Origin of the sequence: Kaistella gelatinilytica (assembly GCF_015679325.1) — a bacterium.
GTDB classification, from domain to species: Bacteria; Bacteroidota; Bacteroidia; order Flavobacteriales; family Weeksellaceae; genus Kaistella; species Kaistella gelatinilytica.
On sequence record NZ_JADPVI010000001.1, the window covers coordinates 951,202 to 973,395 of the forward strand.

At 35.0% G+C, this 22,194-nt stretch carries 19 protein-coding genes; 6 read left to right on the forward strand and 13 right to left on the reverse strand.

Going from position 1 to position 22,194, the window contains the following annotated elements:
- Window positions 1–26: 26 nt before the first annotated feature.
- Window positions 27–755, reverse strand: coding sequence for an RNA methyltransferase (locus IV494_RS04140; protein WP_196078890.1), 729 nt, complete (start codon window positions 753–755; stop codon window positions 27–29).
- Here IV494_RS04140 and tamL point away from each other — a divergent pair.
- Window positions 741–3,308, forward strand: a complete 2,568-nt coding sequence (gene tamL, locus IV494_RS04145) for a translocation and assembly module lipoprotein TamL (protein WP_196078891.1) — start codon at window positions 741–743, stop codon at window positions 3,306–3,308. The genes IV494_RS04140 and tamL overlap by 15 nt on opposite strands.
- Before the next feature lie 72 nt (window positions 3,309–3,380).
- Window positions 3,381–5,606: a M20/M25/M40 family metallo-hydrolase gene (locus tag IV494_RS04150; protein WP_196078892.1), complete on the forward strand. Its 2,226-nt coding sequence runs from the start codon at window positions 3,381–3,383 to the stop codon at window positions 5,604–5,606.
- Window positions 5,607–5,723: 117 nt separating this feature from the next.
- Here the strand turns inward: IV494_RS04150 and IV494_RS04155 are convergent, their stop codons facing one another.
- The 12 genes from IV494_RS04155 to IV494_RS04210 all read right to left on the reverse strand — a co-directional run bounded on the left by IV494_RS04155 (window position 5,724) and on the right by IV494_RS04210 (window position 18,634).
- The gene (locus IV494_RS04155) at window positions 5,724–6,551 is read right to left on the reverse strand and encodes a GLPGLI family protein (RefSeq protein ID WP_196078893.1); all 828 of its coding nucleotides are present in this window, start codon (window positions 6,549–6,551) and stop codon (window positions 5,724–5,726) included.
- Between the two features lie 175 nt (window positions 6,552–6,726).
- Entirely contained in the window at window positions 6,727–7,203 is a 477-nt protein-coding gene (locus IV494_RS04160; RefSeq protein WP_196078894.1) for a hypothetical protein, read from the reverse strand.
- Between the two features lie 232 nt (window positions 7,204–7,435).
- Window positions 7,436–8,083: a hypothetical protein gene (locus tag IV494_RS04165; protein WP_196078895.1), complete on the reverse strand. Its 648-nt coding sequence runs from the start codon at window positions 8,081–8,083 to the stop codon at window positions 7,436–7,438.
- Between the two features lie 167 nt (window positions 8,084–8,250).
- The gene (locus IV494_RS04170) at window positions 8,251–8,958 is read right to left on the reverse strand and encodes a hypothetical protein (RefSeq protein WP_196078896.1); all 708 of its coding nucleotides are present in this window, start codon (window positions 8,956–8,958) and stop codon (window positions 8,251–8,253) included.
- Window positions 8,959–9,517: 559 nt separating this feature from the next.
- Window positions 9,518–9,997, reverse strand: a complete 480-nt coding sequence (locus IV494_RS04175; RefSeq protein WP_196078897.1) for a hypothetical protein — start codon at window positions 9,995–9,997, stop codon at window positions 9,518–9,520.
- 164 nt (window positions 9,998–10,161) lie between these two features.
- Window positions 10,162–12,774, reverse strand: coding sequence for a DNA gyrase/topoisomerase IV subunit A (locus IV494_RS04180; RefSeq protein WP_196078898.1), 2,613 nt, complete (start codon window positions 12,772–12,774; stop codon window positions 10,162–10,164).
- The gene (locus IV494_RS04185) at window positions 12,774–13,253 is read right to left on the reverse strand and encodes a hypothetical protein (protein ID WP_196078899.1); all 480 of its coding nucleotides are present in this window, start codon (window positions 13,251–13,253) and stop codon (window positions 12,774–12,776) included. The genes IV494_RS04180 and IV494_RS04185 overlap by 1 nt, the downstream gene beginning before the upstream one ends.
- Window positions 13,254–13,284: 31 nt before the next feature.
- Window positions 13,285–15,168, reverse strand: coding sequence for a DNA topoisomerase IV subunit B (locus IV494_RS04190; RefSeq protein ID WP_196078900.1), 1,884 nt, complete (start codon window positions 15,166–15,168; stop codon window positions 13,285–13,287).
- Between the two features lie 117 nt (window positions 15,169–15,285).
- Window positions 15,286–15,834 (reverse strand): NADPH-dependent FMN reductase, encoded by a 549-nt coding sequence (locus tag IV494_RS04195; protein WP_196078901.1) that lies wholly within the window; start codon window positions 15,832–15,834, stop codon window positions 15,286–15,288.
- Between the two features lie 115 nt (window positions 15,835–15,949).
- Window positions 15,950–16,744, reverse strand: coding sequence for a T9SS-dependent choice-of-anchor J family protein (locus IV494_RS04200; RefSeq protein ID WP_196078902.1), 795 nt, complete (start codon window positions 16,742–16,744; stop codon window positions 15,950–15,952).
- Between the two features lie 97 nt (window positions 16,745–16,841).
- On the reverse strand, window positions 16,842–17,933 hold the full coding sequence (ychF, locus tag IV494_RS04205) for a redox-regulated ATPase YchF (protein ID WP_039354110.1): 1,092 nt from the start codon (window positions 17,931–17,933) through the stop codon (window positions 16,842–16,844).
- A 149-nt stretch (window positions 17,934–18,082) separates the two neighbouring features.
- On the reverse strand, window positions 18,083–18,634 hold the full coding sequence (locus IV494_RS04210) for a ferritin (protein ID WP_196078903.1): 552 nt from the start codon (window positions 18,632–18,634) through the stop codon (window positions 18,083–18,085).
- A gap of 258 nt (window positions 18,635–18,892) precedes the next feature.
- Between IV494_RS04210 and IV494_RS04215 the strand changes: the two genes are divergently transcribed.
- The 4 genes from IV494_RS04215 (at window position 18,893) to IV494_RS04230 (ending at window position 22,185) form a co-directional block, all read left to right on the forward strand.
- On the forward strand, window positions 18,893–19,258 hold the full coding sequence (locus IV494_RS04215) for a BlaI/MecI/CopY family transcriptional regulator (protein WP_196078904.1): 366 nt from the start codon (window positions 18,893–18,895) through the stop codon (window positions 19,256–19,258).
- Complete coding sequence (locus IV494_RS04220; RefSeq protein ID WP_196078905.1) at window positions 19,258–20,961, forward strand: M56 family metallopeptidase; 1,704 nt, start codon at window positions 19,258–19,260, stop codon at window positions 20,959–20,961. Before IV494_RS04215 ends, IV494_RS04220 begins: the two co-directional genes overlap by 1 nt.
- A 34-nt stretch (window positions 20,962–20,995) precedes the next feature.
- Complete coding sequence (locus IV494_RS04225; RefSeq protein WP_196078906.1) at window positions 20,996–21,862, forward strand: GLPGLI family protein; 867 nt, start codon at window positions 20,996–20,998, stop codon at window positions 21,860–21,862.
- Window positions 21,863–21,951: 89 nt separating this feature from the next.
- The gene (locus tag IV494_RS04230) at window positions 21,952–22,185 is read left to right on the forward strand and encodes a YdcH family protein (RefSeq protein WP_196078907.1); all 234 of its coding nucleotides are present in this window, start codon (window positions 21,952–21,954) and stop codon (window positions 22,183–22,185) included.
- Window positions 22,186–22,194: the final 9 nt, after the last annotated feature.

Below are 22,194 nucleotides of genomic sequence, written 5' to 3' on the forward strand. Positions count from 1 at the left end.
CGTCTCGCTGTAAAAGGAGACGGTTTTTATTTTTTGTTGAAGATCTGTCCTAAAATAATTCCCGTCGCCATAGAAACGTTTAAACTTTCCGTGGCTTTTGATTTTCCAAATCTTGGAATGGTGATCTTGTCGGTTAGTAATTTTTCGATTTCAGGTCGAATTCCATTTCCTTCATTGCCCAAAACTAAATTAAATTTTTTCGGGAAATTGTAATCATAAAAACTTTCTCCATCCATATCGGTCCCAATAATTGCAGAATCACAATTACTAAGATAGCTTTCTAAATTTTTATAGACCAAATTCACGCGCAGAAATGAGCCCATACTTGCCTGAATAACTTTAGGATTATAAAAATCAACGGTATCTTCACTGCAAATGATCTGCGAAATACCAAACCAATCTGCGAGTCTAATGATCGTACCAAGGTTTCCGGGATCCTGAATTCCATCTAAAATTAATTGAACGCCATCGTTTTCTAAAATTCTTTCCTCCTTTAATTCACAAACTGCGACAGAATCTTTCGGATGTTGCAAAAAACTTATTTTTTTTAATTCGGAAGGTAAAATTTCAGTGATCAAAGATGTTTCAACCGACAAAGAACCGGGATTCACAGAAAATATTTCTTTGATCTTATACTCCGAAGATGGTATTTCTTTGACCGTTTTGTTGCCTTCAACCAAAAACAAATTGTATTTTTGTCTGAACTTCTTTTGGTCTAAAGACTGTAAAATTTTTATTTTATGAGCCGTAAGCATTTTTCTAAATATTTTCAAAAGTATTACTTATTTTTTTCATCTGCAATGACTGTACTCTTTCTATATGCTTGTAGTACGACAAAAAAAGTACCTCAAGGTGAATATCTTTTGACAAAAAATACTTTTAAATTTCAAGACGGCAAAGTTTACGATGACGAAATTCCAAATTATGTAAGTCAGAAACCAAATAAAAAAGCACTGTATCTTTTCCCGGTTGGCCTTTGGTTTTATAATTCTACGAATCCGAAATACGATTCTATTCTGAATGATTATATGACATATCCATCGGATATGAGAGATCAGAAACTGCGGGATTCCCTTTTTATCAGGTATGATAAACCGGAATATCTTGGCAAAAGTTTATTTTTTGAAAGGTTCATGCATAATATTGGTCAACCGCCCGTAATCCTGGATCAGGGAAAGACCGAAACGAGTGCTAATTCTATCCGAAAATTTTTGGTTTATAAAGGCTATTGGGACACTGATGTAAAATTCAGCACCGATTTAGATTCTGCGGCAAAAAAAGCACAGGCGAATTATTTGATCACGCACAAAGATGCCACTAAAATCAGCGACTATTATTACAATATTCCAGATCCTGCGATTAAATCAATTTATGAAGAGGATCTGAGTAAAAGTTTGATAAAAGGCAAAAATATTTTAGATCAAAGCGTTTTAGAAAAGGAAGTTAAGAGGATCAATGAAGTGATGAAAAATCGTGGCTACTACAAATTTAACAGTTCCAACGAAGATATTTACTTTACTGCAGACACGCTGCAAAGCCGGAAAAATGTTCCTCTCACCATGGATATTCATAAAGATTCTGTGGATTCCCCTTTCAAACAGACAACGATCGGCAATATCAAAGTTCATCTTCTCGGAAAACTTGCAGATACTGCAAACACGGTCAAAGATTCACTTTTGGGAATAAATTTTTATAAACTCGATGATCAGTATAAGATCATGTCGCTATGGAGACCCATCATCTTACGAAAAGGCGAGATCTACAACCAAAAAAATCTAGACCTTACAAAGAGGAATATCGCAGCAATGAATAATTTCAGCATCATTAAATATGATGAAAATTTGCGGAAAGAAAATGACAGTATTTTAGATGTGAGTTATTATCTCGCGCCTCTTTCCAAGTATGATTTCAAAGTTTCTACCGACATCAACTATTCTCAGATCCTGAATTTTGGGGTTTCACCTTCGGTCGATCTTACAAGTCGTAATGTTTTTGGTGGCGCAGAGAATTTAACTACAAGTCTTGCCGGAACTTTCGGTTCTGTGACCAGTACGAAAGATCCGAGTAAAAGAGATCTGGCGTACGAAATTTCTGCGCAGGTTTCTCTCAATTTCCCTCGACTTTTATTGCCGTTTAAAACCTGGAAACTCATTCCAAAAAAATATTCACCCAACTCTTCTATTATTTTGGGAACCTCGGTTCAGGATAATATTGGTTTGGGGCGGATCAATTTTAATGGAAGTTTAAATTATTTTGCCAATGTGAATGATATTGTGACGCACCGTCTTTCTTTGTTTAATTCACAGCTCAGTCTTACCCGAAATAAAGATAAATATTACGATTTTTTTCCAGCCGATCGCGATGTTCGGAACGAATTGTTTCAAAGCTACTCTCCTGCTTTATACCAGGATTTTATCGACAACAAGATCAGTTCTGATGATTTATCCGCGCTGATCGTAAACGACAGCAACTATCAAAACTCACTTTCGGGAAATCAGTTGACGCTTTACAATACTTTTTTGCAATCCCTGATCAACAAAGACCGCCAAACGCAGGATGTTTTAATTTCTTCAATGATCTATAATTTTATTTATAATGAAATCGGTAAAAAAGACCGTCCAAATCCTTTCTATTTAAATGCGAAAGTAGAAACCGCTGGGAATATTTTCAGTCTTTTCAACAGCAAGGAAAAAATTGATGGGGTCGTTTCCGGTAAGACCAGAAGTATTTTTAACATTCCTTATTCCCAGTTCGTAAAATTCGATATTGATGTCAGAAAGTATTTCAGCCTCTTCAATGGCAAACATACCCTTGCTTTACGACAATTCATTGGGGTCGGAATTCCGTATGGTAATTCGAGTTCAATGCCTTTTGTAAGATCTTATTTTAATGGTGGTTCTAATGATATCAGAGCATGGCGGGTTTTCGGCGGTTTAGGACCGGCTGATTCTCAACTCGATGAAAAAGTGCGTTCTTATATTATGGACAATATCAAGCTCACCACGAATATTGAATACAGATTGCCTTTTACCAAAATGTTTGAAGGAGCAGCTTTCGTTGACGCCGGAAATATCTGGAGTCTAAAAGATAATGGTTTTGGTGATGATTTCAAATTCAAGAAATTTTTATCCCAAATGGGAGTCGGAACGGGTCTTGGTTTAAGGATCAATGTTGCATATATTACTTTGCGTTTAGATGCAGCCTACAAAGTTTACGATCCCAACCAACCTTCAGGAGACCGATGGGTTATTAAAAACTGGAAACCCTTGCAACCTGTACTTAACTTTGCTTTCGGTTATCCCTTTTAAAAGTATAAATCGCAGATTTTTCTGCGATTTTTTATTTACCTATATTTGAGTTAACTAAAATATAAATTCCAAATGATTGTCTCAAGATCTCTTTTAAAAATAGCATTTCTCAGCGTTTCATCTCTTGTTTTTTCACAGGAAGTCAACCTGAAAAATATTCAGAAATTAACTTTTGGTGGCGATAATGCAGAAGCTTATTTTTCGCCCGACAGCAAGAAACTTACCATGCAGGTTACGAATCCTTTGATTGGTGCGCATTGCGATCAGATTTATCTTTTAGATCTTACCAAAAAGAATATTGGCACCAACGATTTACAACGTATTTCAAATGGCGAAGGCAGAACAACCTGTTCCTTTTTTATGCCCGATGGAAAACATATTCTCTACGCCTCTACTTTTGAGTCTAATAAAGAATGTCCGGCAAAACCAAAACCTCGGACGGATGGTAAATATCTTTGGCCGGTTTACGCAGAGTTTGATATTTATATCGCCGATCTCAATGGGAAAATTACCAAAAAGTTAACCGATTCTCCGGGATATGATGCAGAAGCTGTCGTATCTCCCGATGGAAAATATATCGTTTTCACCTCTTCAAGAAGTGGTGATCTCGAACTTTGGCGAATGGATATCGACGGGAAAAATTTAAAACAGCTCACTTTTGGATTAGGTTACGATGGCGGTGCTTTTTTCTCTCACGATTCTAAAAAATTAGTTTTCCGTTCTTCCCGCCCGAGAACGCCTGAAGCCATAAAAGATTATAAAGATCTGCTCGCAGAAAATCTCGTTGCGCCAACTGAAATGGAAATTTACACCATGAATATCGACGGCTCCGATCTGAAACAAATCACGCATTTAGGAAAAGCAAACTGGTCTCCATATTTTCATCCTTCCGATAAATCAATCGTATTTTCCTCCAATCATCATTCAACAAAAGGATATGATTTTCAGATTTACTCGATCGATCTTGATGGAAAAAATCTTCATCAAATTACGTACGAAAGTGAATTCAACGCTTTCCCAATGTTTTCACCGGACGGAAAGAAATTCGTTTTCTCCAGTAACCGACAAGGTACAACACCACATGAAACCAGCGTTTTTATTGCAGATTGGATTGAAAGTGATCCGGCTGAACTGGTTTCTGAAAAAAATCTTCTTGAGAATTTAACTTACTTAGCTTCCGACGAATTGAAAGGCAGACTGGCAGGAAGTGAAGGTGAAAAGAAAGCTTCAGCATATATTTCAAAGGAATTTCAAAATTTAAAGTTGAAACCTTTAGATGAAAAAAATTATACGCAGACTTTTTCTTATGATGTAAAGCTGAATCCACACGAAGACCAATCTTCGGTAAAAGTGAATGCCCGAAACGTAATTGGTTATTTAGATAATAAAGCGGCCAAAACCATTGTTATTGGCGCACATTACGATCATTTGGGTTTAAATGAACACCACAATTCGACACTCATGAATTCGGAAGGACAAATACACAACGGCGCCGATGATAATGCTTCCGGAGTTTCTGCGGTTTTGGAACTGGCGCGAATGTTTTCTCAGAATAAATCAAAAGAAAATGCCAATTATATTTTCGCCCTTTTCTCCGGGGAAGAAGATGGTTTGATGGGTTCGAAAGTTTTTGCAGAAAACATGAAATCAAAATATCCAAACGTCGTTGCAATGATCAATCTGGATATGGTTGGAAGATTAAATAAAGACAAAGATCTAACCGTTGGTGGCGTCGGAACCTCTCCTATTTTCGGGGAGATCATTAAGAAATACAAACCTGCCGGATTTAATTTAGCCATCGACAGTTCAGGCGTTGGACCTTCTGATCACACGAGTTTTTATCTGAAAGATATTCCTGTTTTATTTCTGTTTACCGGCACACACAGCGATTATCACAAACCAACCGATGATACCAATAAAATTAATTTCACCGGTTTGAAAAACATTACGAGTTACGTTTTCAATCTTGCCAATGATCTAGCTTCTGAGAAAAACATTCCTTTTACGAAGACTAAAATTTCTGCGAGTAAAGCCGTTCCGAAATACAAAGTAACACTCGGAATTATGCCAAGTTATGCCGATACAAAAGACGGACTTCACATCGATGGTGTTACCGAAAACCGCCCTGCTTCAAATGCCGGAATTCAATCTGGCGATATTCTCCTTAAAATTGGAAAATGCGAAGTGAAAGAAGTCTACAGTTATATGGATTGTCTGGCGAAAGTAAATTCGGGTGATGAACTTCCGGTGACGATTTTACGGGATGGCAAAGAAATGACGATGAAGGTGAAGTTTTAAAAAATTGATTTTTCATCTCTAAAAAAAACCTTGTCAAGGTTCTAAACCTTGACAAGGTTAATTAGGAACTTCCGCCTCGCTAATAGAAATACTTTGTTACAGGCTATATTTCTTATTTTATTTGTTTTCAAAATTCGGCTTTGAATCATTTTCTACGTAAATGTAGCGGCCTTTAATTCCATTTTGTAACATTGTTTTTTTTCGATTGAGTTCGTCAATTGATTCAACAGTTTCATTTTTAAAAGTTGCTTTTTCCCCACTTTTTATTCTATCGGAAAACATCCGTTGTGGATTTTGATAAATCTCCTCTATATGCTTGTTATACTTTTTATTCGTTGTTGGAAGCGCTATTTTACCATAATGAGTTTCTAAAAATTCATTTGTATCGTAGGTCTGATTTAGCTTGTTATTTTTTATGAGTTTGTAGACAAAGTTATTTTCGGAATCTTGCAGTAGAAAAATCATTCCAGGCAAACCACGAAATTTATATGGACCTTCAGAAATATTTACGTCATTTGAAAACCACGCTATCCATTTTCTTCCTCCAAATTCTGTTGTTGCTTTTTGAAGTTTATAGCCGTTGTACATTTGAGTATCAGGAAATAATTTCCATTTCATTTCGTCGTTTGTTTCTTCAACAAAATAATCGAAGAAATCACGATATCGTTTGTTTCTAAAAGAATTTGGCTGTCGAACAACTATTTGATCAGTTTTTGTACTGTATCGAGAAACTGATTCGCCTGAATTTTTATTAATTGAATCATACTCAATAAAATCGGAGTCATAAAATTTTGTAGAAGTCGGATTGATGTCTAATGCCATTAAATTTTTGCGATAATCTTCATTTGAATTATTTCTATAATTTAATTCGTAAATAAATCTATTAGTTTGAGATTTGCAAAAAATACCTGAAATCACAATAAATAGAAAAAAAGTTTTATTCATTTATTTTATTTTTAAAAAATGATTTTGTTTAACATGGCAGATAACGGTTGGGTATTTATTCAGGCGGAATAAAAATACGAAAACTTTCTACTTGCTAAAAATTTAATTAATCGCTAAAATTTTCGGTGCAAACCTTACACGCGCTTGTAGAAATTTCATGTTGTATGATCTCTCTTTATAGTTCGTCAAATTGCGATATTGTCATTTGTACAGTAAAACCATCCTTTTTAGAATCTAAGCAACTAATTATCAAAGATTGATGTTCATTATTTTTCGGTATTAAATAACCTGCATCACATTTTCCATTTATAAAATTATATTCTTCATATTTAGAGTCGCTTGCCTTCATCTTATATAATTTCTGAAAAGTATAAATAATATCTTCTCTAAAATTTTTATTGTTAATTCTTATACTTGCATTGTCATCAGTTGAACTTATGTAAATAATGAATGGATTTTTCTCGCTTGGTGTATTATGGGTAGTTTCTTGGATTTTACCGGCAACAATTGTACTTTCTGATACACTATAAGCAACAATGCTTTTATTTATTAGAACTCTTTTACCAACAAAATCGTAGTAACGACTTTGATCTTGTATTTGACTTTTTACAAGAAAACTTGCGAAGATTGAAATAAGTAAAAATATTTTCATGTTTATTTGTTATGTAGATGAATTAAATAATTCTAGATATTTGTGCTGTCAACTATTTTCAAAAAGTTAAAACTTTTCTAATTATAACCATTTTCTCGTGAAATAGCATGCAACGTGCGGGTATTTATGCAGGCGGGATAAAAATAAGAAAACTTTCTACTTGTTAAAGACTTAATTAATCGATTAAAACTTCAGACCCACTTGTGTAAATACCTTTTTAGCAGAAGTTTTTTCAGTTTTTTATTAATGCGTCTTTTAAAATCCAACCTGAAGTTTTGATTCTTTTTGAATTTAAAAATTCAGTATAAATGAAATATTTTGATTCTGAAATAGCATTTATTCCTTCGCCATAAACAAGATATGCTTTTTTTCTGTCATGTAAATTAGGCGTTGTAAAGAAATATGCTCGGTCTGTCTTAACCATATAATTAGTGCTGTAATTAGTAGTTTTATGTGAATGTTCGAATCCATTACTTACATTACAATCCTCGATTTTGATATTTTGACTTCCACCTAATTCATACAATTCTACGCATAAGGTGTGTTTGGGACTTATCCATTTATTTTTCGAAACGACTTCATAATTTTCATTAAAATATTTTACATCATTTTTAAGTGATTGTTCATTTTTATAGATGAATATATTTCTTACACAAATTTCATTTTCATCAAAAACATAGCTGATTCTATAATCATTTCTTTCCAAAAGCAATGATTTAATTTCATTATTACCAATAATAACACTGTGCATTGGCTTCAGATTCTCTTTATAAAATTTATCAATAACTTGATCGTAAGTTTTTCCAATCATTGATTGCGAAAGACACAAAATTGTAAAAAGAAGATTGATAAAAATTAAAATTTTTCTTATTATTAACATATCATATTTTTATTGTTTTAAAATTTCTGATAACGTTTTGCGGCATTGCGATGGTGCGGTTTAATATGACAAATCTTTCTTTTATAAACTACCTTTCGGAATGTCTAAAATCTTTAAACTTGCGAAAATCCCGCACTACTGCAAAACCGCCGTTAGCAGAAGTCTTTTTAATAACCTCTATTGTCAAGTGCTGTGTTTTGTAAATTTGTAAATTCAAATTGTAATGTTAAACTTTTGGCTGGTAAAGAATATCCTCCTAATTGTCCAAATGAATATTGAGTTTCAGTAATGATATTACAAGAATTAACTTTCCAAATTTTAGTGGTCGGACTTAATTTAGTTGCTGAAAATTTTTCACTTGTTCCTGTTTGAATACTTTCCCCTTCCGGATTATCTTTCGTAATGTTAAATCGATATGAAATACCATCTTTTCCATTGAAAATTGGATACTTTTCCTTCACCATTTTTTTTAATCTTTCCGAATCTTTTTGTAAACTATTTTTTTCGGCAAAACTGTAAGTCTTTGATATTGAAACTTTATAAACTTTGTCATCAATTAATTTTAGGCTATATTCAACATAATCATTTTGATTAGAATTAGTAAAGCATTTTTGTAAAGAATAATTAAATTGTATATATTTAATATAATGTTTTCCATCTAAATATTTAAAATTTGCATCATAATCAGCGACTTTTTTCTCTGCAGGATTAAAAAAATTAATTTTAAGGTCAGAAATATTAATGTCAGAATAGAGAATGTTTGTAACTTCATAATATTCCTTTCCAAGTAGATTTAAAGGCAAGGAATTTACACTACACTGTGATTTTAAGATGAAGAAAAAATTTAAAATTATAATCAGTAATATTTTTTTCATAATTGCGATATTTTAGTTTAGATTTCTGCTAACTTATATATATGTCTTACGTCATCAGACAAATACAACCGATTTGGTAGGTATATGTCTGATATTCGTAAGACTTATTTCTAATCACTAATATATCCTTTTTTTCTTTATAAATCATTAGATGGTCTTTGTATTTGTTGTAGACTTTAAGAATACTCCTCCTCTCTGCTTGCCAGAATATTTTAAAAAATAAGAATGCGCAAAACCCTCGAAAAAATTATTTCATTCTATAAAAAAATCATCAATTCCACTTCTTTACCCCTGATTAAAGGTTTCCATCCCCATCCATGAGGTTCCGAACCTCAAAATTGAGCCTCCGAACCTCAAAAATGACGTTACCTAACCCCAAAAATGGGGTTCCGAACCCCATCGATGAGCCGGCGAACCCCATCGATGGAGCAATTTGCGCCATGCATGAGGTTCTGAACCTCAATTCCTTTTTATAATAATCCCGATGATCATTTGTTGAACAAGAAAAAACCCATCTCAAATCGAAATGGGCCTTTGACCAAAGGGAAAAATTGATTGCTTACTCGGGAATCGCTGGCGCAGTTTTACCACTTCGGTTAAAAAACTGTTTCAGTTCATTTTGTTTCGTCTCATAACCCGGCGTTCCACCTCCCGCCCGATAAGAGGTGTAGGCATAATCTGCAAGCGCAGCCTGGTAATTATCGTAATCGTGCAGAATTTTTGCATTTCGCAGGTTGAGCACCAGAGATTCTAAACGAGCGATCAAACTTTCATAATTTCCACGGCTGTTATAATCGCGGTCAAACTCGTCCCAGTCTACATCGGTTACCGAAAGTTCGGGACTGTTGGTATGAAAGTCTTTCACTTTGTTCACCAAAAGTTTGTTCTGTTCATTGATGCTTCCATAGCGAAGGCGATCTTCTGGGGTTAAGGGAACATTTACATTTTGTAAGGTAGTTTCTAAATCGGTCATCGCCTGCTTGATGGTGGTGAGTTCGGCTGGTGTAAGATGTACACTTCTTAAATTAATGAGTGGCATAATGTTAATTTTTTATTGATTAATAGCCTAAAGATAAAATCATTCGTCAGAAATATACTGAGAGAAAACACCCTTTCTTGCTGGGTTTAAACACCTAAAGATTTACATAAAAAAGACGCTCTTCAAAAAAGCGTCTTTATTAATCTATCAAATTTAAAATTCAATTATTCTTCCGGGAATTCAAACAGATCACCAATTGTTCCCTCTTCGGGGAAATCTGCGTCTTTCACATCTTCGTCAATAAAACTGATATGACCCTCCGTAGATTCTACCACATCGAAACCTTCATTAATTTCTTCTGCTGGTTCAGGAATCGTGATGTTGATCGTCTTCACCTTGCTTTTCGTCAACTGATTTCCGAGGGCTTTGATTCCTTTGATGCCAATGAATTCATCGGTATTGATGATCTCCGGATCTTTTTGTTTGTCTTTATCTTTCGCAAAAATGAGTTCTAAAGTAGAATTGTTCGCCACGATCACATTCTCAATAAACGATTTCGGATGGTCTGAAAGCATGAACTGCTGTACATTGGTCGTGTTTTCGAGTAAAAATCTTTTGATAAAATAGATCTGCTTCTCCCCATCAAAATAAATGGCGGTGATCGCCTGCTCTGGATTCCATTTTTCCAGGATCAAATAATCGTCATCGAAACGGTTGCTCAATTCAAACGTAATAAGTTTGGCTTCTCCCTGAGAATTGATAGTCAGAATTTTATCATCGCCTTTAAAACTACCCAGCAAAGTTCCTCTCGCATCGGCGTTTAAACGTCGTACGGTATCATCGAACCAAATTTTTCTCGGTGCTAAAGTAGAATGGCCTTCTTCTTTGAGATCCACTTTTTTCACCGCATATTTGGTGACCAGATTTCCTTTAGAATCTCTCCCTTTGATGCCTAATTCCGAGAAATCAAGTTCAATTTTATTTTTTCGGACTCTTGCATTGGGTTTCAACAAAACGGTTACAGATTCTGCTTCACCATTAGGATTTGCAGAGAAGTAAAGCATTTCTGAACCTTTTTTATCAGAGGCTAATTTGTAATCGGTATTTCTCGTAACACCTGTGACAGAAAAGCGTTTCATGTAAAACGGACCTTCTTTTCCTTCCCGATAGATCATATTGTAAACCGTGCGTTTATCATTCTTTTTCCAGATCGCAACGTGCTCAATATTTTTTCCGATGAAGGTTTTTGGTTCTACTTTGACCACTTTCATGGTACCATCTTTTTGGAAGGTAATAATATCATCAATGTCGGAACAGTCGAAAAGATATTGATCCTTTTTAAGGGAGGTACCGATAAATCCTTCTTCAAAATTGGCGTAGAATTTTTCGTTTGCCACGGCAACTTTCGTCGCATCAATCGTATCGAAAATCCGGAGTTCGGTTTTGCGCTCTCTTCCTTTGCCGTATTTTTTTTGAATGTTGAGATAATACTCGATCGCATAAGGGATCAAATGGAGCAAATGGTGTTTTACCTGCTCTATTTTTCCTTCGAGTGCTACAATATTTTCTTTGAATTTATCGAGATCAAAACGCGAAATTCTTTTAATTCGAATTTCTGTTAATCTTAAAATATCTTCTTCGGTTACGGCTCTTAATAAATGTTTGGTGTGCGGTTTTAAACCTTTGTCGATGGTTGAAATTACATCTTCCCAGGATTCTACTTCCTCAATATCGTGGTAAATTCTGTTCTCGATAAATATTCTTTCCAAAGAAGAGAAATGCCAGTTTTCCTGCAATTCGTGGAGTTCAATTTCGAGCTCTTTTTTCAGGAGAGAAACCGTGTGATCGGTATTTCTTCTTAAGATTTCTGAAACCGTTAAAAACTCCGGTTTGTCACCCACAATAACGCAGGCATTCGGCGAGATCGGGATTTCACAATCGGTAAATGCGTATAAAGCATCGATGGTTTTGTCGGGCGAAACATCATTATTCAGATAAATATTGATCTCTACTTTGTCGGAAGTATTGTCTTCGATTTTTTTGATCTTGATCTTGCCTTTTTCATTGGCTTTGATGATCGAATCAATTAAATCACTGGTATTCTTCCCAAAAGGAAGTTCATTGATGCTGAGTGTATTTCTGTCTTTCTGAATGATCCTTGCTCTGGCACGAATTTTCCCGCCCCTTTCACCATCATGATAACTGGAAACATCGAGCATTCCACCTGTTAAAAAATCCGGGAATAATTCGAACTTTTTGCCTTTCAAATGTGCAACCGAGGCATTGATCAGTTCATTAAAATTATGAGGCATGATCTTCGTTGACAACCCTACTCCAATTCCTTCAACTCCTGCCGCCAGAAGCAGCGGAAATTTTACAGGCAGATCGATCGGTTCATTATTTCTGCCGTCGTAAGATTTGGACCAGTCCGTCGTTTTCGGATTGAAAACAACTTCCAGAGCGAAAGGCGTTAATCGTGCTTCAATATATCTTGCAGCTGCAGCAGAATCGCCTGTATAAATATTTCCCCAGTTTCCCTGAGTGTCGATCAGCAGTTCTTTTTGACCAATCTGAACCATCGCATCGGTGATCGACGCATCTCCGTGAGGATGATACTTCATGGTATTCCCAACGATGTTCGCAACTTTATTGTAACGGCCATCTTCCAGTTCCCGCATCGAATGCATAATTCTGCGCTGAACCGGCTTGAATCCATCAAAAATTGAAGGAATAGCGCGATCTAATATTACGTAAGAGGCATAATCTAAAAACCAGTCTTTGTATAAACCGGAAACTTTTCTTAATGATTCTTCGTGGTGATTTTCTTGTTCTTCCATTAACTTTTTTCTCTCTCTTTATTTGCTTTAATCACTTTGCTTAACGAAAATTTCAGGTCATTTAACTCCTTCTTCGTCAGGTAGGAAACATCATATTTCAAAATAATCGAATTGTTTTTTTTGCTTGAAATTGAGATATACAATCTTCTAAGAATTAGAATGTCGAGTATTTCATATTTCAGCAATTTATATTTCGGAAATTCGTCGGTTGTTGCTTTATCTAAAAACGGAAATATATTTCTGTTTTTCACCATTAAAGCTTCGCCATCGCTGTCATACTCGAAAATCTGCCTTCCTCTGAAATAAAATACGAGCAAGATGAAGGTTGGGATAATTAAGAATAATGCAGAACTCGAACCCAGATAATTATACATATAACGCTCTAAAAAAAAAGCTAAAACTCCCACCACAAAAATCATAATGACCAAAGTGCTTAAAAAGTGGTATAAGCCAACTCTGTTGCGGTTATTTAATCTCATCTTTCTTAAATTCTTATCTGCTGTGATCTGTTTAAAGTTCCATATCACTCAAAACTTCTTTTTTATCAATATCAGGATCTTCGACTACAAGATTTTCCAGGATGAAAGCCTGTCTGTCCGGCGTATTTTTTCCCATGTAAAATTCCAGGATCTGCTCGATCGTCTGATCTTTTCCTAAAACTACAGGTTCGAGGCGGATGTCTTTTCCAATAAAATGCTTGAACTCATCAGGAGAAATTTCTCCCAGTCCTTTGAATCGGGTAATCTCGGGATTTTTTCCAAGTTCATTTAAAGCTTTAATTCTTTCAGCTTCGGAATAACAATAGCGGGTTTCTTTTTTATTTCGAACTCTAAACAGTGGCGTTTGCAAAATATAAAGATGTCCGTTTTTAATGAGATCCGGGAAGAATTGCAGGAAAAATGTGATCATCAACAAACGAATGTGCATTCCATCAACATCGGCATCTGTAGCGATAATAACGTGATTGTAACGCAGATCTTCCAGAGAATCTTCGATGTTTAAAGCTGCCTGCAAATAATTGAATTCCTCGTTTTCGTAAACAACGCGTTTCGTTAAACCATAACAGTTCAGGGGTTTTCCTTTTAATGAAAATACAGACTGCGTTTCTACATCACGGGATTTGGTAATTGATCCTGATGCGGAATCTCCTTCCGTAATAAAGATCATGGTTTCGCCTTTTCTCAAAGCTTTCTGATCGTTATAATGCTGCCTGCAATCGCGCAGTTTTTTATTGTGAAGAGAAACTTTTTTGGCTCTTTCCCGTGCCAATTTCTGAATTCCCGAAAGTTCTTTTCGTTCTCTTTCAGAAATAATGATTTTCCGGTGGATCGCTTCTGCAATCTCCTGATTTTGATGCAGGAAATTATCGAGTTTATTTTTTAAGAAATTGGTAATAAAAGATCTTACCGTTTCCTTTCCAGGCTCCATTTCATTAGAACCCAGTTTGGTCTTGGTTTGTGATTCGAAAACAGGTTCAACCACTTTGATGGCAACCGCCGCAATGATCGATTTACGGATATCTGCCGCTTCAAAATTCTTATTAAAATATTCCCGGATCGTTTTTACATAAGCTTCGCGGAAAGCATTTAAATGGGTTCCACCTTGCGTTGTATTTTGTCCGTTGACAAAAGAAAAATACGTTTCAGACTGTGATTTATCAGAATGCGTGATCGCGACTTCGATGTCTTCATCTTTCAAATGAACGATCGGATAGATAATTTCGCCTTCAATTTCTTCCTGAAGCAGATCTTTCAATCCATTTTCAGAGAAATACGTTTCGCCATTAAAAACTATTTTCAAACCTGGATTCAGGTAGCAATAATTTTTGAGCATTTTCTCGATATACTCTTTTCGAAACTTATAATGCGTAAAAATACTGGCATCAGGAATAAAAGTAATTTCGGTTCCGTTTCGATCAGTAGATTCGGTTTCTTTGAAATCTTCGGTAATGATTCCCTGCGAGAATTCCGCGATCTTCATTTTGCCATCACGAATCGATCGTACTTTGAAAAACTCCGAAAGTGCGTTCACCGCCTTGCTTCCTACTCCATTTAAACCGACTGATTTTTTAAAAGCTTTTGAATCATACTTTCCACCCGTATTCATTTTAGAAACTGCATCAACGACTTTACCCAAAGGAATTCCACGACCATAGTCGCGAACAACAGCTTTACCATCGTCGATCTTAATTTCGATTCTCTTTCCGGATTTCATTACGAATTCATCGATCGAATTGTCGATGATTTCTTTGAGCAAAATATAAATTCCGTCGTCTGCAGAAGAACCGTCGCCTAATTTACCAATATACATTCCCGGACGAAGCCGAATATGTTCCTGCCAATCGAGGGTTCTAATATTATCTTCGGAATAATTAACAATGTCGTTTTCGCTCATATCTGTTTGAAAGTGCTTTAAATTCAGTAACTCACAAAAATAGTGAAAGGAAACTGATTTTTAAAATTTTGTGGAAAAGTTTTGATGCTATTCTCAATGTAAATGCAAAGAATTTTATTAGAATCTTTGGATCCACTTGTCGAAAGCGATCATAAAATCGGTGATGAATTTTTCTGTGGCTTCATTTACGGTCACACCATCTTCTAATAAACGGTCTTTAACGCCGCCGATATACGCTGCAGGTTGCTGCATCATTGGAATGTCCAGTGACATCGCGGCATCACGTATATTGTGATTTGCTCCTAAACCACCAATTGCACTGGGCGAAACGGTTGCAACTGCGCCAGGTTTTCCTTTCCAGGAGTTTTCTTTCGGAGGGCGTGAACCAATTTCCATAGCGTTTTTTAAAACTCCGGGAAGCGTTCTGTTATATTCAGGCGAAACAAAAAGTACGGCATCTGAATTCTTAATTTCATTTTTAAAATCGGTCCATTCCTGTGGAGGAGACTTTTCAATATCTTCATTAAAGAAAGTGAGATCTTTAATTTCTACGATCTTTAATTCTAAATTTTTCGGGGCAAGTCGCATCATTTCCTTTGCAATTTTTCTATTGAAAGATTCTTTGCGTAAACTCCCGACTACAACTGCTACTTTTTTGTTTTCCATAAAATAATTTGATCCCAATTTACGTAAAAAAAACAGGATATTATGAACTCTGAAAAATTAATTTTAGACCTAAAAAAAGCGAACCGAAGTCCGCTTTATATTGTAATCGAAATAGTTATTTTTTGATGAATTTTCTGGAGATGATCTCATTTCCAGTATAAACATTTACGATATATTGTCCGTTTGCAAAGCCTTTAACATCGATCTCTTTTGCAGAAGTTTGTTTTACCAATTTTCCGGTCATGTCGAAAATACGAACTGTTTTAATGTCTTTAACATTGTCGATCTTAATAAAATCTGAACTTGGATTTGGATAGATCTTGATCTGATTTTTTTGTGAATCTGATACTGCCAGAGAACTTTGAGTTACCGTAACATCGTCAATTCCAAGATAGAAAATATCAGTACAATCGTAATGTCTGAAAACTAATTTCACGTCCTGACCTTTGTAAGAAGAAACATCAACGTTAACAACCTTCGCGGCGGCAAGATAACCACCATCTAAAGTTTCCTCAAATACCGGAGTTTCAGTACCCGTGAAACTAGTGTTTGCCGGAATTACATAAACTGCGTAATGCTCATCAAATAATTCCTCATCACCAGCTGCTACCTTAAATGTTAATTCTAAATTTCCGGTTGCAGGAAGTGTAATTGAAGGACTTGTTAACGTATTATCGGGAGTAAAAGCCTCGAAATACCAGGAAAATGAAGTCGCAAAATATCCCTGAAAAGAATCAACTCCATTGAGTTGTGCATCTAAAAATTCCCAACTTTCTGTATCGCCGTCACGATCACCGATGGTCCATAATGCTGCGGTTGCAGGTTCAAAGTTTTCCTGAAAAACAACTGTTTGTCCGTAATAAAATGCACCTAGTCCGAGAGCAGATGCCAAAAATAATTTTTTAACCATAACTAATTTAATTTTTTTTAGGCCGCTAATATATAAAAACAAAAAAAGTTTACCGTCAAAACGGTAAACTTTATGATATAAAAAAGTGCTTTTCTAGTTACACGTTAAATCTAAAATTCATCATATCGCCATCCTGTACGATATATTCTTTTCCTTCAACTCCCATTTTTCCTGCTTCTTTCACTTTCGCTTCTGATCCAAATTTCAAAAAGTCTTCATATTTAATAACTTCTGCGCGGATAAATCCTTTTTCGAAATCGGTGTGAATAACTCCGGCTGCTTGTGGCGCGGTCCAACCTTTCCCGATGGTCCAGGCACGAACTTCTTTTACACCTGCTGTAAAATAAGTCTGCAACTGCAACAGATCGTAAGCTTTTCTGATCAACCGGTTAACGCCGGGTTCTGTTAAGCCTAATTCTTCCAAAAACATTTCACGCTCTTCGAAAGTATCCAATTCATTGATATCGGCTTCGATCTGAGCGGCTAAAACAACTACTTCGGCATTTTCGTTCTTTGCCATTTCTTCGATCTTCGCGATCCAGTCATTTCCGTTTTTGATTGAATTTTCGTCAACATTACAAACGTATAAAACCGGTTTATTGGTCAACAGCTGAACTTCCGAAATAATTGGTGTAGAAAAATCATCCATTGGAAATTCGCGGGCATTGTTACCTTCCTCCACAAATTTCTGAAGATTGAGAAGCGTTTCGTAAGTCATAACATCCTCCTTTTTACCGGACTTGATGAATTTCTTCGCTTTCTCAACTGATTTTGCTAAGGTTTCAATATCTTTCAACTGAAGTTCGATATCGATAATTTCTTTGTCTCTGATTGGATCTACCGTTCCTTCAACGTGAATAATATTTCCATCTTCAAAACATCTTAAAACATGAATAATAGCTTCACATTCGCGGATGTTCGCCAGGAATTTATTTCCTAAACCTTCGCCTTTACTTGCGCCTTTTACCAAACCGGCAATATCTACAATTTCTACTACAGCCGGCAAAACTCTTTCGGGTTTTACTAATTTTTCCAGTTCAAACAAACGCTCATCAGGCACAGAAACTGTTCCGATATTAGGTTCGATGGTACAGAAAGGATAGTTAGCTGATTGCGCTTTAGCATTGCTTAAACAGTTAAAAAGGGTTGATTTACCTACATTGGGTAAACCTACGATTCCACATTTCATATCTTTAGTTCAAAGTTTAAAATTGCAGGTTTAAAGTTGATTTAAACCCAGTAAATAACAGTTTGCAAAGATAAAGATTTTGATTGGGTTTATTGCATAAAAAAATCCAGACCGATTTGGAATGGATTTTATAAATATTACGAAATATTTTAAGGATTTTCAGAATTTGCATTTCTCGCCAGTTCAGCGTCATCTTCTGCTTTTCCTAAATCTTTATCTAAGTTGAAAAGGGATTCATCGGTCGCACGATCGCCGCCTGCAATTTTTAATTTGTCGATAAGGTCCATCGCTAACGTCTCCTCTTCAATCTGTTCTTTTACAAACCATTGCAAGAAATTCCAGGTTGCCCAGTCTTTTTCTTCGAAAGCCATATTAACGAGATTGTAGATCTTTTCGGTATTTTCAACTTCATGTTTAAAAACTCTGTTGAAACAATCGGTTAGATTTTGAGGATCTCCTTCAGCTCCTTTCAAGGCAGTGACGGTCGGTTTTCCGCCTCTGTTGAGAACATACTGCATGAATTTAATGGCATGATTTCTTTCTTCCAGGGAATGTCGCATTAAAAAATTTCCTATTCCGTCATATCCTTTATCTGTAGCCCAAATTCCGTAAGACAAGTATGTGTGAGACTGGAACAGTTCAACATTCATTTGTGTACTTAATGCCTCTTCCAAAGTTGCTGAAATTCTTTTAGTATCCATATTTTAAATTTTAATGATTTTGGGGTTTAACATCAAGAATAATTCCTTTGTTCAATTCTTATATCATTTTAAGGATTTTTTAACAAATTAGATAGAAAAAATTTATTTTCAGATGGTTTCAAGAATAATTTTTCCGTAAAATTACTAATTATTTGCATTGATAATCAGGTAAATAAATAAAAATCTGACTTATCACTACAAAAATAGTTGTACAATTAAAATTTAATTCTACATTTGTATCACTAAACAATTAGTGATATGCAAATTTCTCAATTAACAAAAGCCGAAGAACAAGTGATGCAATATCTGTGGGACTTGCAAAAAGCCTTCCTTAAAGATATTCTGGAGCAGTTCTCAGATCCGAAACCACACACGAATACAGTTTCTACAATCTTGAAAGTTTTAAAAGAAAAAGACTTCGTTGATTATGAAGTTTTCGGCAGACAACATCAATATTTTCCTTTGATTTCGAAAGAAAAGTACACCGGGAAATCAATGAAAAGTCTGGTAAAAAATTATTTTGAAGGATCTTACACGAATGCAGTTTCGTTTCTCGTAGAAAAAAATGAGATCAGTGTCGCAGACCTTGAAATGCTATTGGATGAACTTAAAAACAAAGACTGATGGAAGCACTATTTTTCTATTTCGGCAAAGTTATTTTAAGTTCAGGAATACTGTTTTTGTACTATAGATTGTTTCTTAAAGACAAGACTTTTCATCATTACAACCGGTTTTATCTGTTGGCAGCAGTCATGATCAGCTTGCTATTGCCTCTACTGAAAGTAAGTTATTTTACACTTGAAGTAAACAGCAATATGTATTTCCTGATTGATCGATTACAAAACATAAGTTCTCCTAATACTTCTAACAATGATCTCAATTATATTAAAATTGGCGCTTTACTTACTGGACTGGTCGCTGTCTTTTTTCTAACGAAATTAATTTTCGGTCTGCTTAAAATTCAAATCTTAAAAAAGAAATTTAGGAAGGAAAATTTCGAAGGAATCAGTTTTTATCAAACCAATTTAGAAGAAGCACCATTTTCTTTTTTCAAAAATTTATTCTGGAAAAATTCAATTGAAATTAATACAGATCTGGGACGTCAAATTTTAAAGCACGAAATGGTTCATATTGAGCAGAAACATTCCTGGGATAAAATTTTTCTGGAAATCATCACTGCCCTATTTTGGTTTAATCCTTTCTTTTATCTGATCAAAAAAGAAATCAATTTAATACACGAATATCTGGCTGATAAAAAAGCCCTAAAAAACTCGGACACGAAAGCATTTGCGCAGATGCTTTTGGCAAGTCACTTTTCCGGAAAAATGTTACCTGCAACGAGTCCGTTCCTTAGTTCTAACCTCAAAAAAAGATTAACAATGCTTAAAAAATCAAAAACAAAATTCAGTTATGCGCGACGAATATTAGCGTTACCTTTATTATTCACTTTAGCTTTTCTGTATTTGGTGAATGCGAAAAATAAAGAAATTAAAACGACGAACAAGGAAATTGAAAAGTTAGTTTCCCAATTGAAATCAGAAGATCATTCTGCTCAAAAAAACAGTAAAAATTCAGAAAAAAAAGATGTGGCTTTCGGAACTGATGCAACAAAAACGTATCAGGAGCATCCCGAATTATTCATTGATAAGGATACCATCAAATCAGAAAGTCTTCAGAATTCTGCTACCGATCAGAAAAGGATTTTAGAAGCTGATCAAAAAGCGGCCGAAGCAGATCGATTTGTTAACTCTGCCGAATTTAAAAAGAAAATTGAAGATGCTGACAGAAAAGCAGCAGAAGCAGATCGATTAGTCAATTCAAAAGAATTCAAATTGAAAATCAGAATTGCGGAAAAACAGGCAAAAAAAGCAGAATTAAGTGCAAAGGAAATTGAAAAAAAATATAATTCTCCGCAGTTTAAAAAGAAGATTCAGGATGCGGTAGAAAAAGCTGTAGAAGCGGACAAAACAATGAATTCTCCGGAATTTAAAAAGAGAATTGAGGATGCTGTAAACAGTGCTGTAATTGCGGAAAAGCGAGCAATAGAAGCAGAAAAAAGTTCTGCGCAATTTAATCCCGCAATAACTCCTCCTTTATTTAAGGTGAAAAGTACCGGAAAAAATTATGGAGCTGGTGAAAATGCCAGTTCAAAAACTAATCTTAAAGTTCAAGAAAATGAAAAACCCGATATTTTCATTGATGATAAACCCGCTACAGACGAAGAAATGCAAAAGTTGAATCCTTCAACAATTGAATCAATGCATGTTTATAAAAAGGGATCTGATGGAAAAGTTAAAGGTGCGATCTACATTAAATTGAAGAACTGATCCATATTTCAAAATAATTTTTAATTCTTTAATTATGAATAAACTACTTTTTCTTTCAATCTTTATTTTCAGTTTCGGAACCGCGCAAAACCAGCGATTCAGTTACGTTTATCAATTTGTTCCTGATTCTACTAATCAGGCAGACGTAAAATCTGAAATGACAATTCTGGATGTTGTGCCGAAGTTTTCGAAATTCTATAGTGAAACAGTTTTCAAAAGTGATTCTGCCTACAAGAAAGTTTTAGAAAAAGAAATTGTTGCAAGCGGTACCATGAATGTTAAGATGGAAAATCGTAAAGGTTTATTCAGGCATACCGTTATTAAGGAATCTCCGGACTTCAAAACATTTTTGGTCACAAGAAGCGGGCAAACGAAACTAAAAGTATTAGACGAAAGAAAGATAAACTGGATAATTTTACCAGAGAAAGAAAAAATAGGGAATTTCCAAACTCAAAAAGCAAAAACGGAAATGTACGGTAGAAAGTGGATCGCCTGGTTTACGACGGAGATCCCAATTCAGGAAGGACCTTATAAATTTTGCGGTTTGCCGGGACTGATTGTAAAAATTGAAGATCAAAATAAAAGTAATACTTTCCTGCTCAATGGAATTAAAAATCTGACTCCGGAAGAAGTGAAAAATATAGATCCGAATAAAAATTTTGTTTTCGATTCAGGGGATTATTTAAATATAGATCGCGCTGCCTATAAAAAGTTTTATCTGGATAATAGAAATGATCCCAATAAATCGATTCGGTCATCATTACAGCAATCAAATATTGTACAGGTCAGCGTGGCAGGACAAAAAACAGATATGACTGAATTTCTGCGGGACCGTGAAAAAAAGGAAAAAGAAAAAATTGCTAAAGACAATAATATTATCGAACTCGATCTGTTGAAATAAATTCAAGAGGTTAAATGACAATTTTCATATTTTGTTAGAATGAATTTTTCCCTAACTTTATTCTATAAATAATTCAAAAAATTATCGTCATGGAAAATCACAATCTTACCCACGAATTCCCAGAGCTGGAAGAAAAAATCAATGATTTTAGACTGAATGATGAAGGCTTCAAAAAACTGTATGTGAATTATGAAGAAGTCAACGCGCTCATTCAGCATTACGAAGAAGGAGAACAAAATCACACCACAGATGATCACCTGACAGATCTGCGTAAAAAAAGAGTTCATTTAAAAGATAATCTATATTCCTATTTAAAGGAATGATCCATTTAT

Bases quoted from the DNA above. Each gene is read 5' to 3' on its own strand.
- IV494_RS04210 (WP_196078903.1), bottom strand. From the start codon at position 18,634: ATGGATACTAAAAGAATTTCAGCAACTTTGGAAGAGGCATTAAGTACA.
- IV494_RS04180 (WP_196078898.1), bottom strand. From the start codon at position 12,774: ATGGAAGAACAAGAAAATCACCACGAAGAATCATTAAGAAAAGTTTCC.
- IV494_RS04230 (WP_196078907.1), top strand. From the start codon at position 21,952: ATGGAAAATCACAATCTTACCCACGAATTCCCAGAGCTGGAAGAAAAA.
- IV494_RS04165 (WP_196078895.1), bottom strand. From the start codon at position 8,083: ATGTTAATAATAAGAAAAATTTTAATTTTTATCAATCTTCTTTTTACA.
- IV494_RS04155 (WP_196078893.1), bottom strand. From the start codon at position 6,551: ATGAATAAAACTTTTTTTCTATTTATTGTGATTTCAGGTATTTTTTGC.
- IV494_RS04175 (WP_196078897.1), bottom strand. From the start codon at position 9,997: ATGCCACTCATTAATTTAAGAAGTGTACATCTTACACCAGCCGAACTC.
- ychF (WP_039354110.1), bottom strand. From the start codon at position 17,933: ATGAAATGTGGAATCGTAGGTTTACCCAATGTAGGTAAATCAACCCTT.
- IV494_RS04195 (WP_196078901.1), bottom strand. From the start codon at position 15,834: ATGGAAAACAAAAAAGTAGCAGTTGTAGTCGGGAGTTTACGCAAAGAA.
- IV494_RS04150 (WP_196078892.1), top strand. From the start codon at position 3,381: ATGATTGTCTCAAGATCTCTTTTAAAAATAGCATTTCTCAGCGTTTCA.
- IV494_RS04190 (WP_196078900.1), bottom strand. From the start codon at position 15,168: ATGAGCGAAAACGACATTGTTAATTATTCCGAAGATAATATTAGAACC.
- IV494_RS04140 (WP_196078890.1), bottom strand. From the start codon at position 755: ATGCTTACGGCTCATAAAATAAAAATTTTACAGTCTTTAGACCAAAAG.
- IV494_RS04185 (WP_196078899.1), bottom strand. From the start codon at position 13,253: ATGAGATTAAATAACCGCAACAGAGTTGGCTTATACCACTTTTTAAGC.
- IV494_RS04220 (WP_196078905.1), top strand. From the start codon at position 19,258: ATGGAAGCACTATTTTTCTATTTCGGCAAAGTTATTTTAAGTTCAGGA.
- IV494_RS04160 (WP_196078894.1), bottom strand. From the start codon at position 7,203: ATGAAAATATTTTTACTTATTTCAATCTTCGCAAGTTTTCTTGTAAAA.
- IV494_RS04225 (WP_196078906.1), top strand. From the start codon at position 20,996: ATGAATAAACTACTTTTTCTTTCAATCTTTATTTTCAGTTTCGGAACC.
- tamL (WP_196078891.1), top strand. From the start codon at position 741: ATGAGCCGTAAGCATTTTTCTAAATATTTTCAAAAGTATTACTTATTT.
- IV494_RS04200 (WP_196078902.1), bottom strand. From the start codon at position 16,744: ATGGTTAAAAAATTATTTTTGGCATCTGCTCTCGGACTAGGTGCATTT.
- IV494_RS04170 (WP_196078896.1), bottom strand. From the start codon at position 8,958: ATGAAAAAAATATTACTGATTATAATTTTAAATTTTTTCTTCATCTTA.
- IV494_RS04215 (WP_196078904.1), top strand. From the start codon at position 18,893: ATGCAAATTTCTCAATTAACAAAAGCCGAAGAACAAGTGATGCAATAT.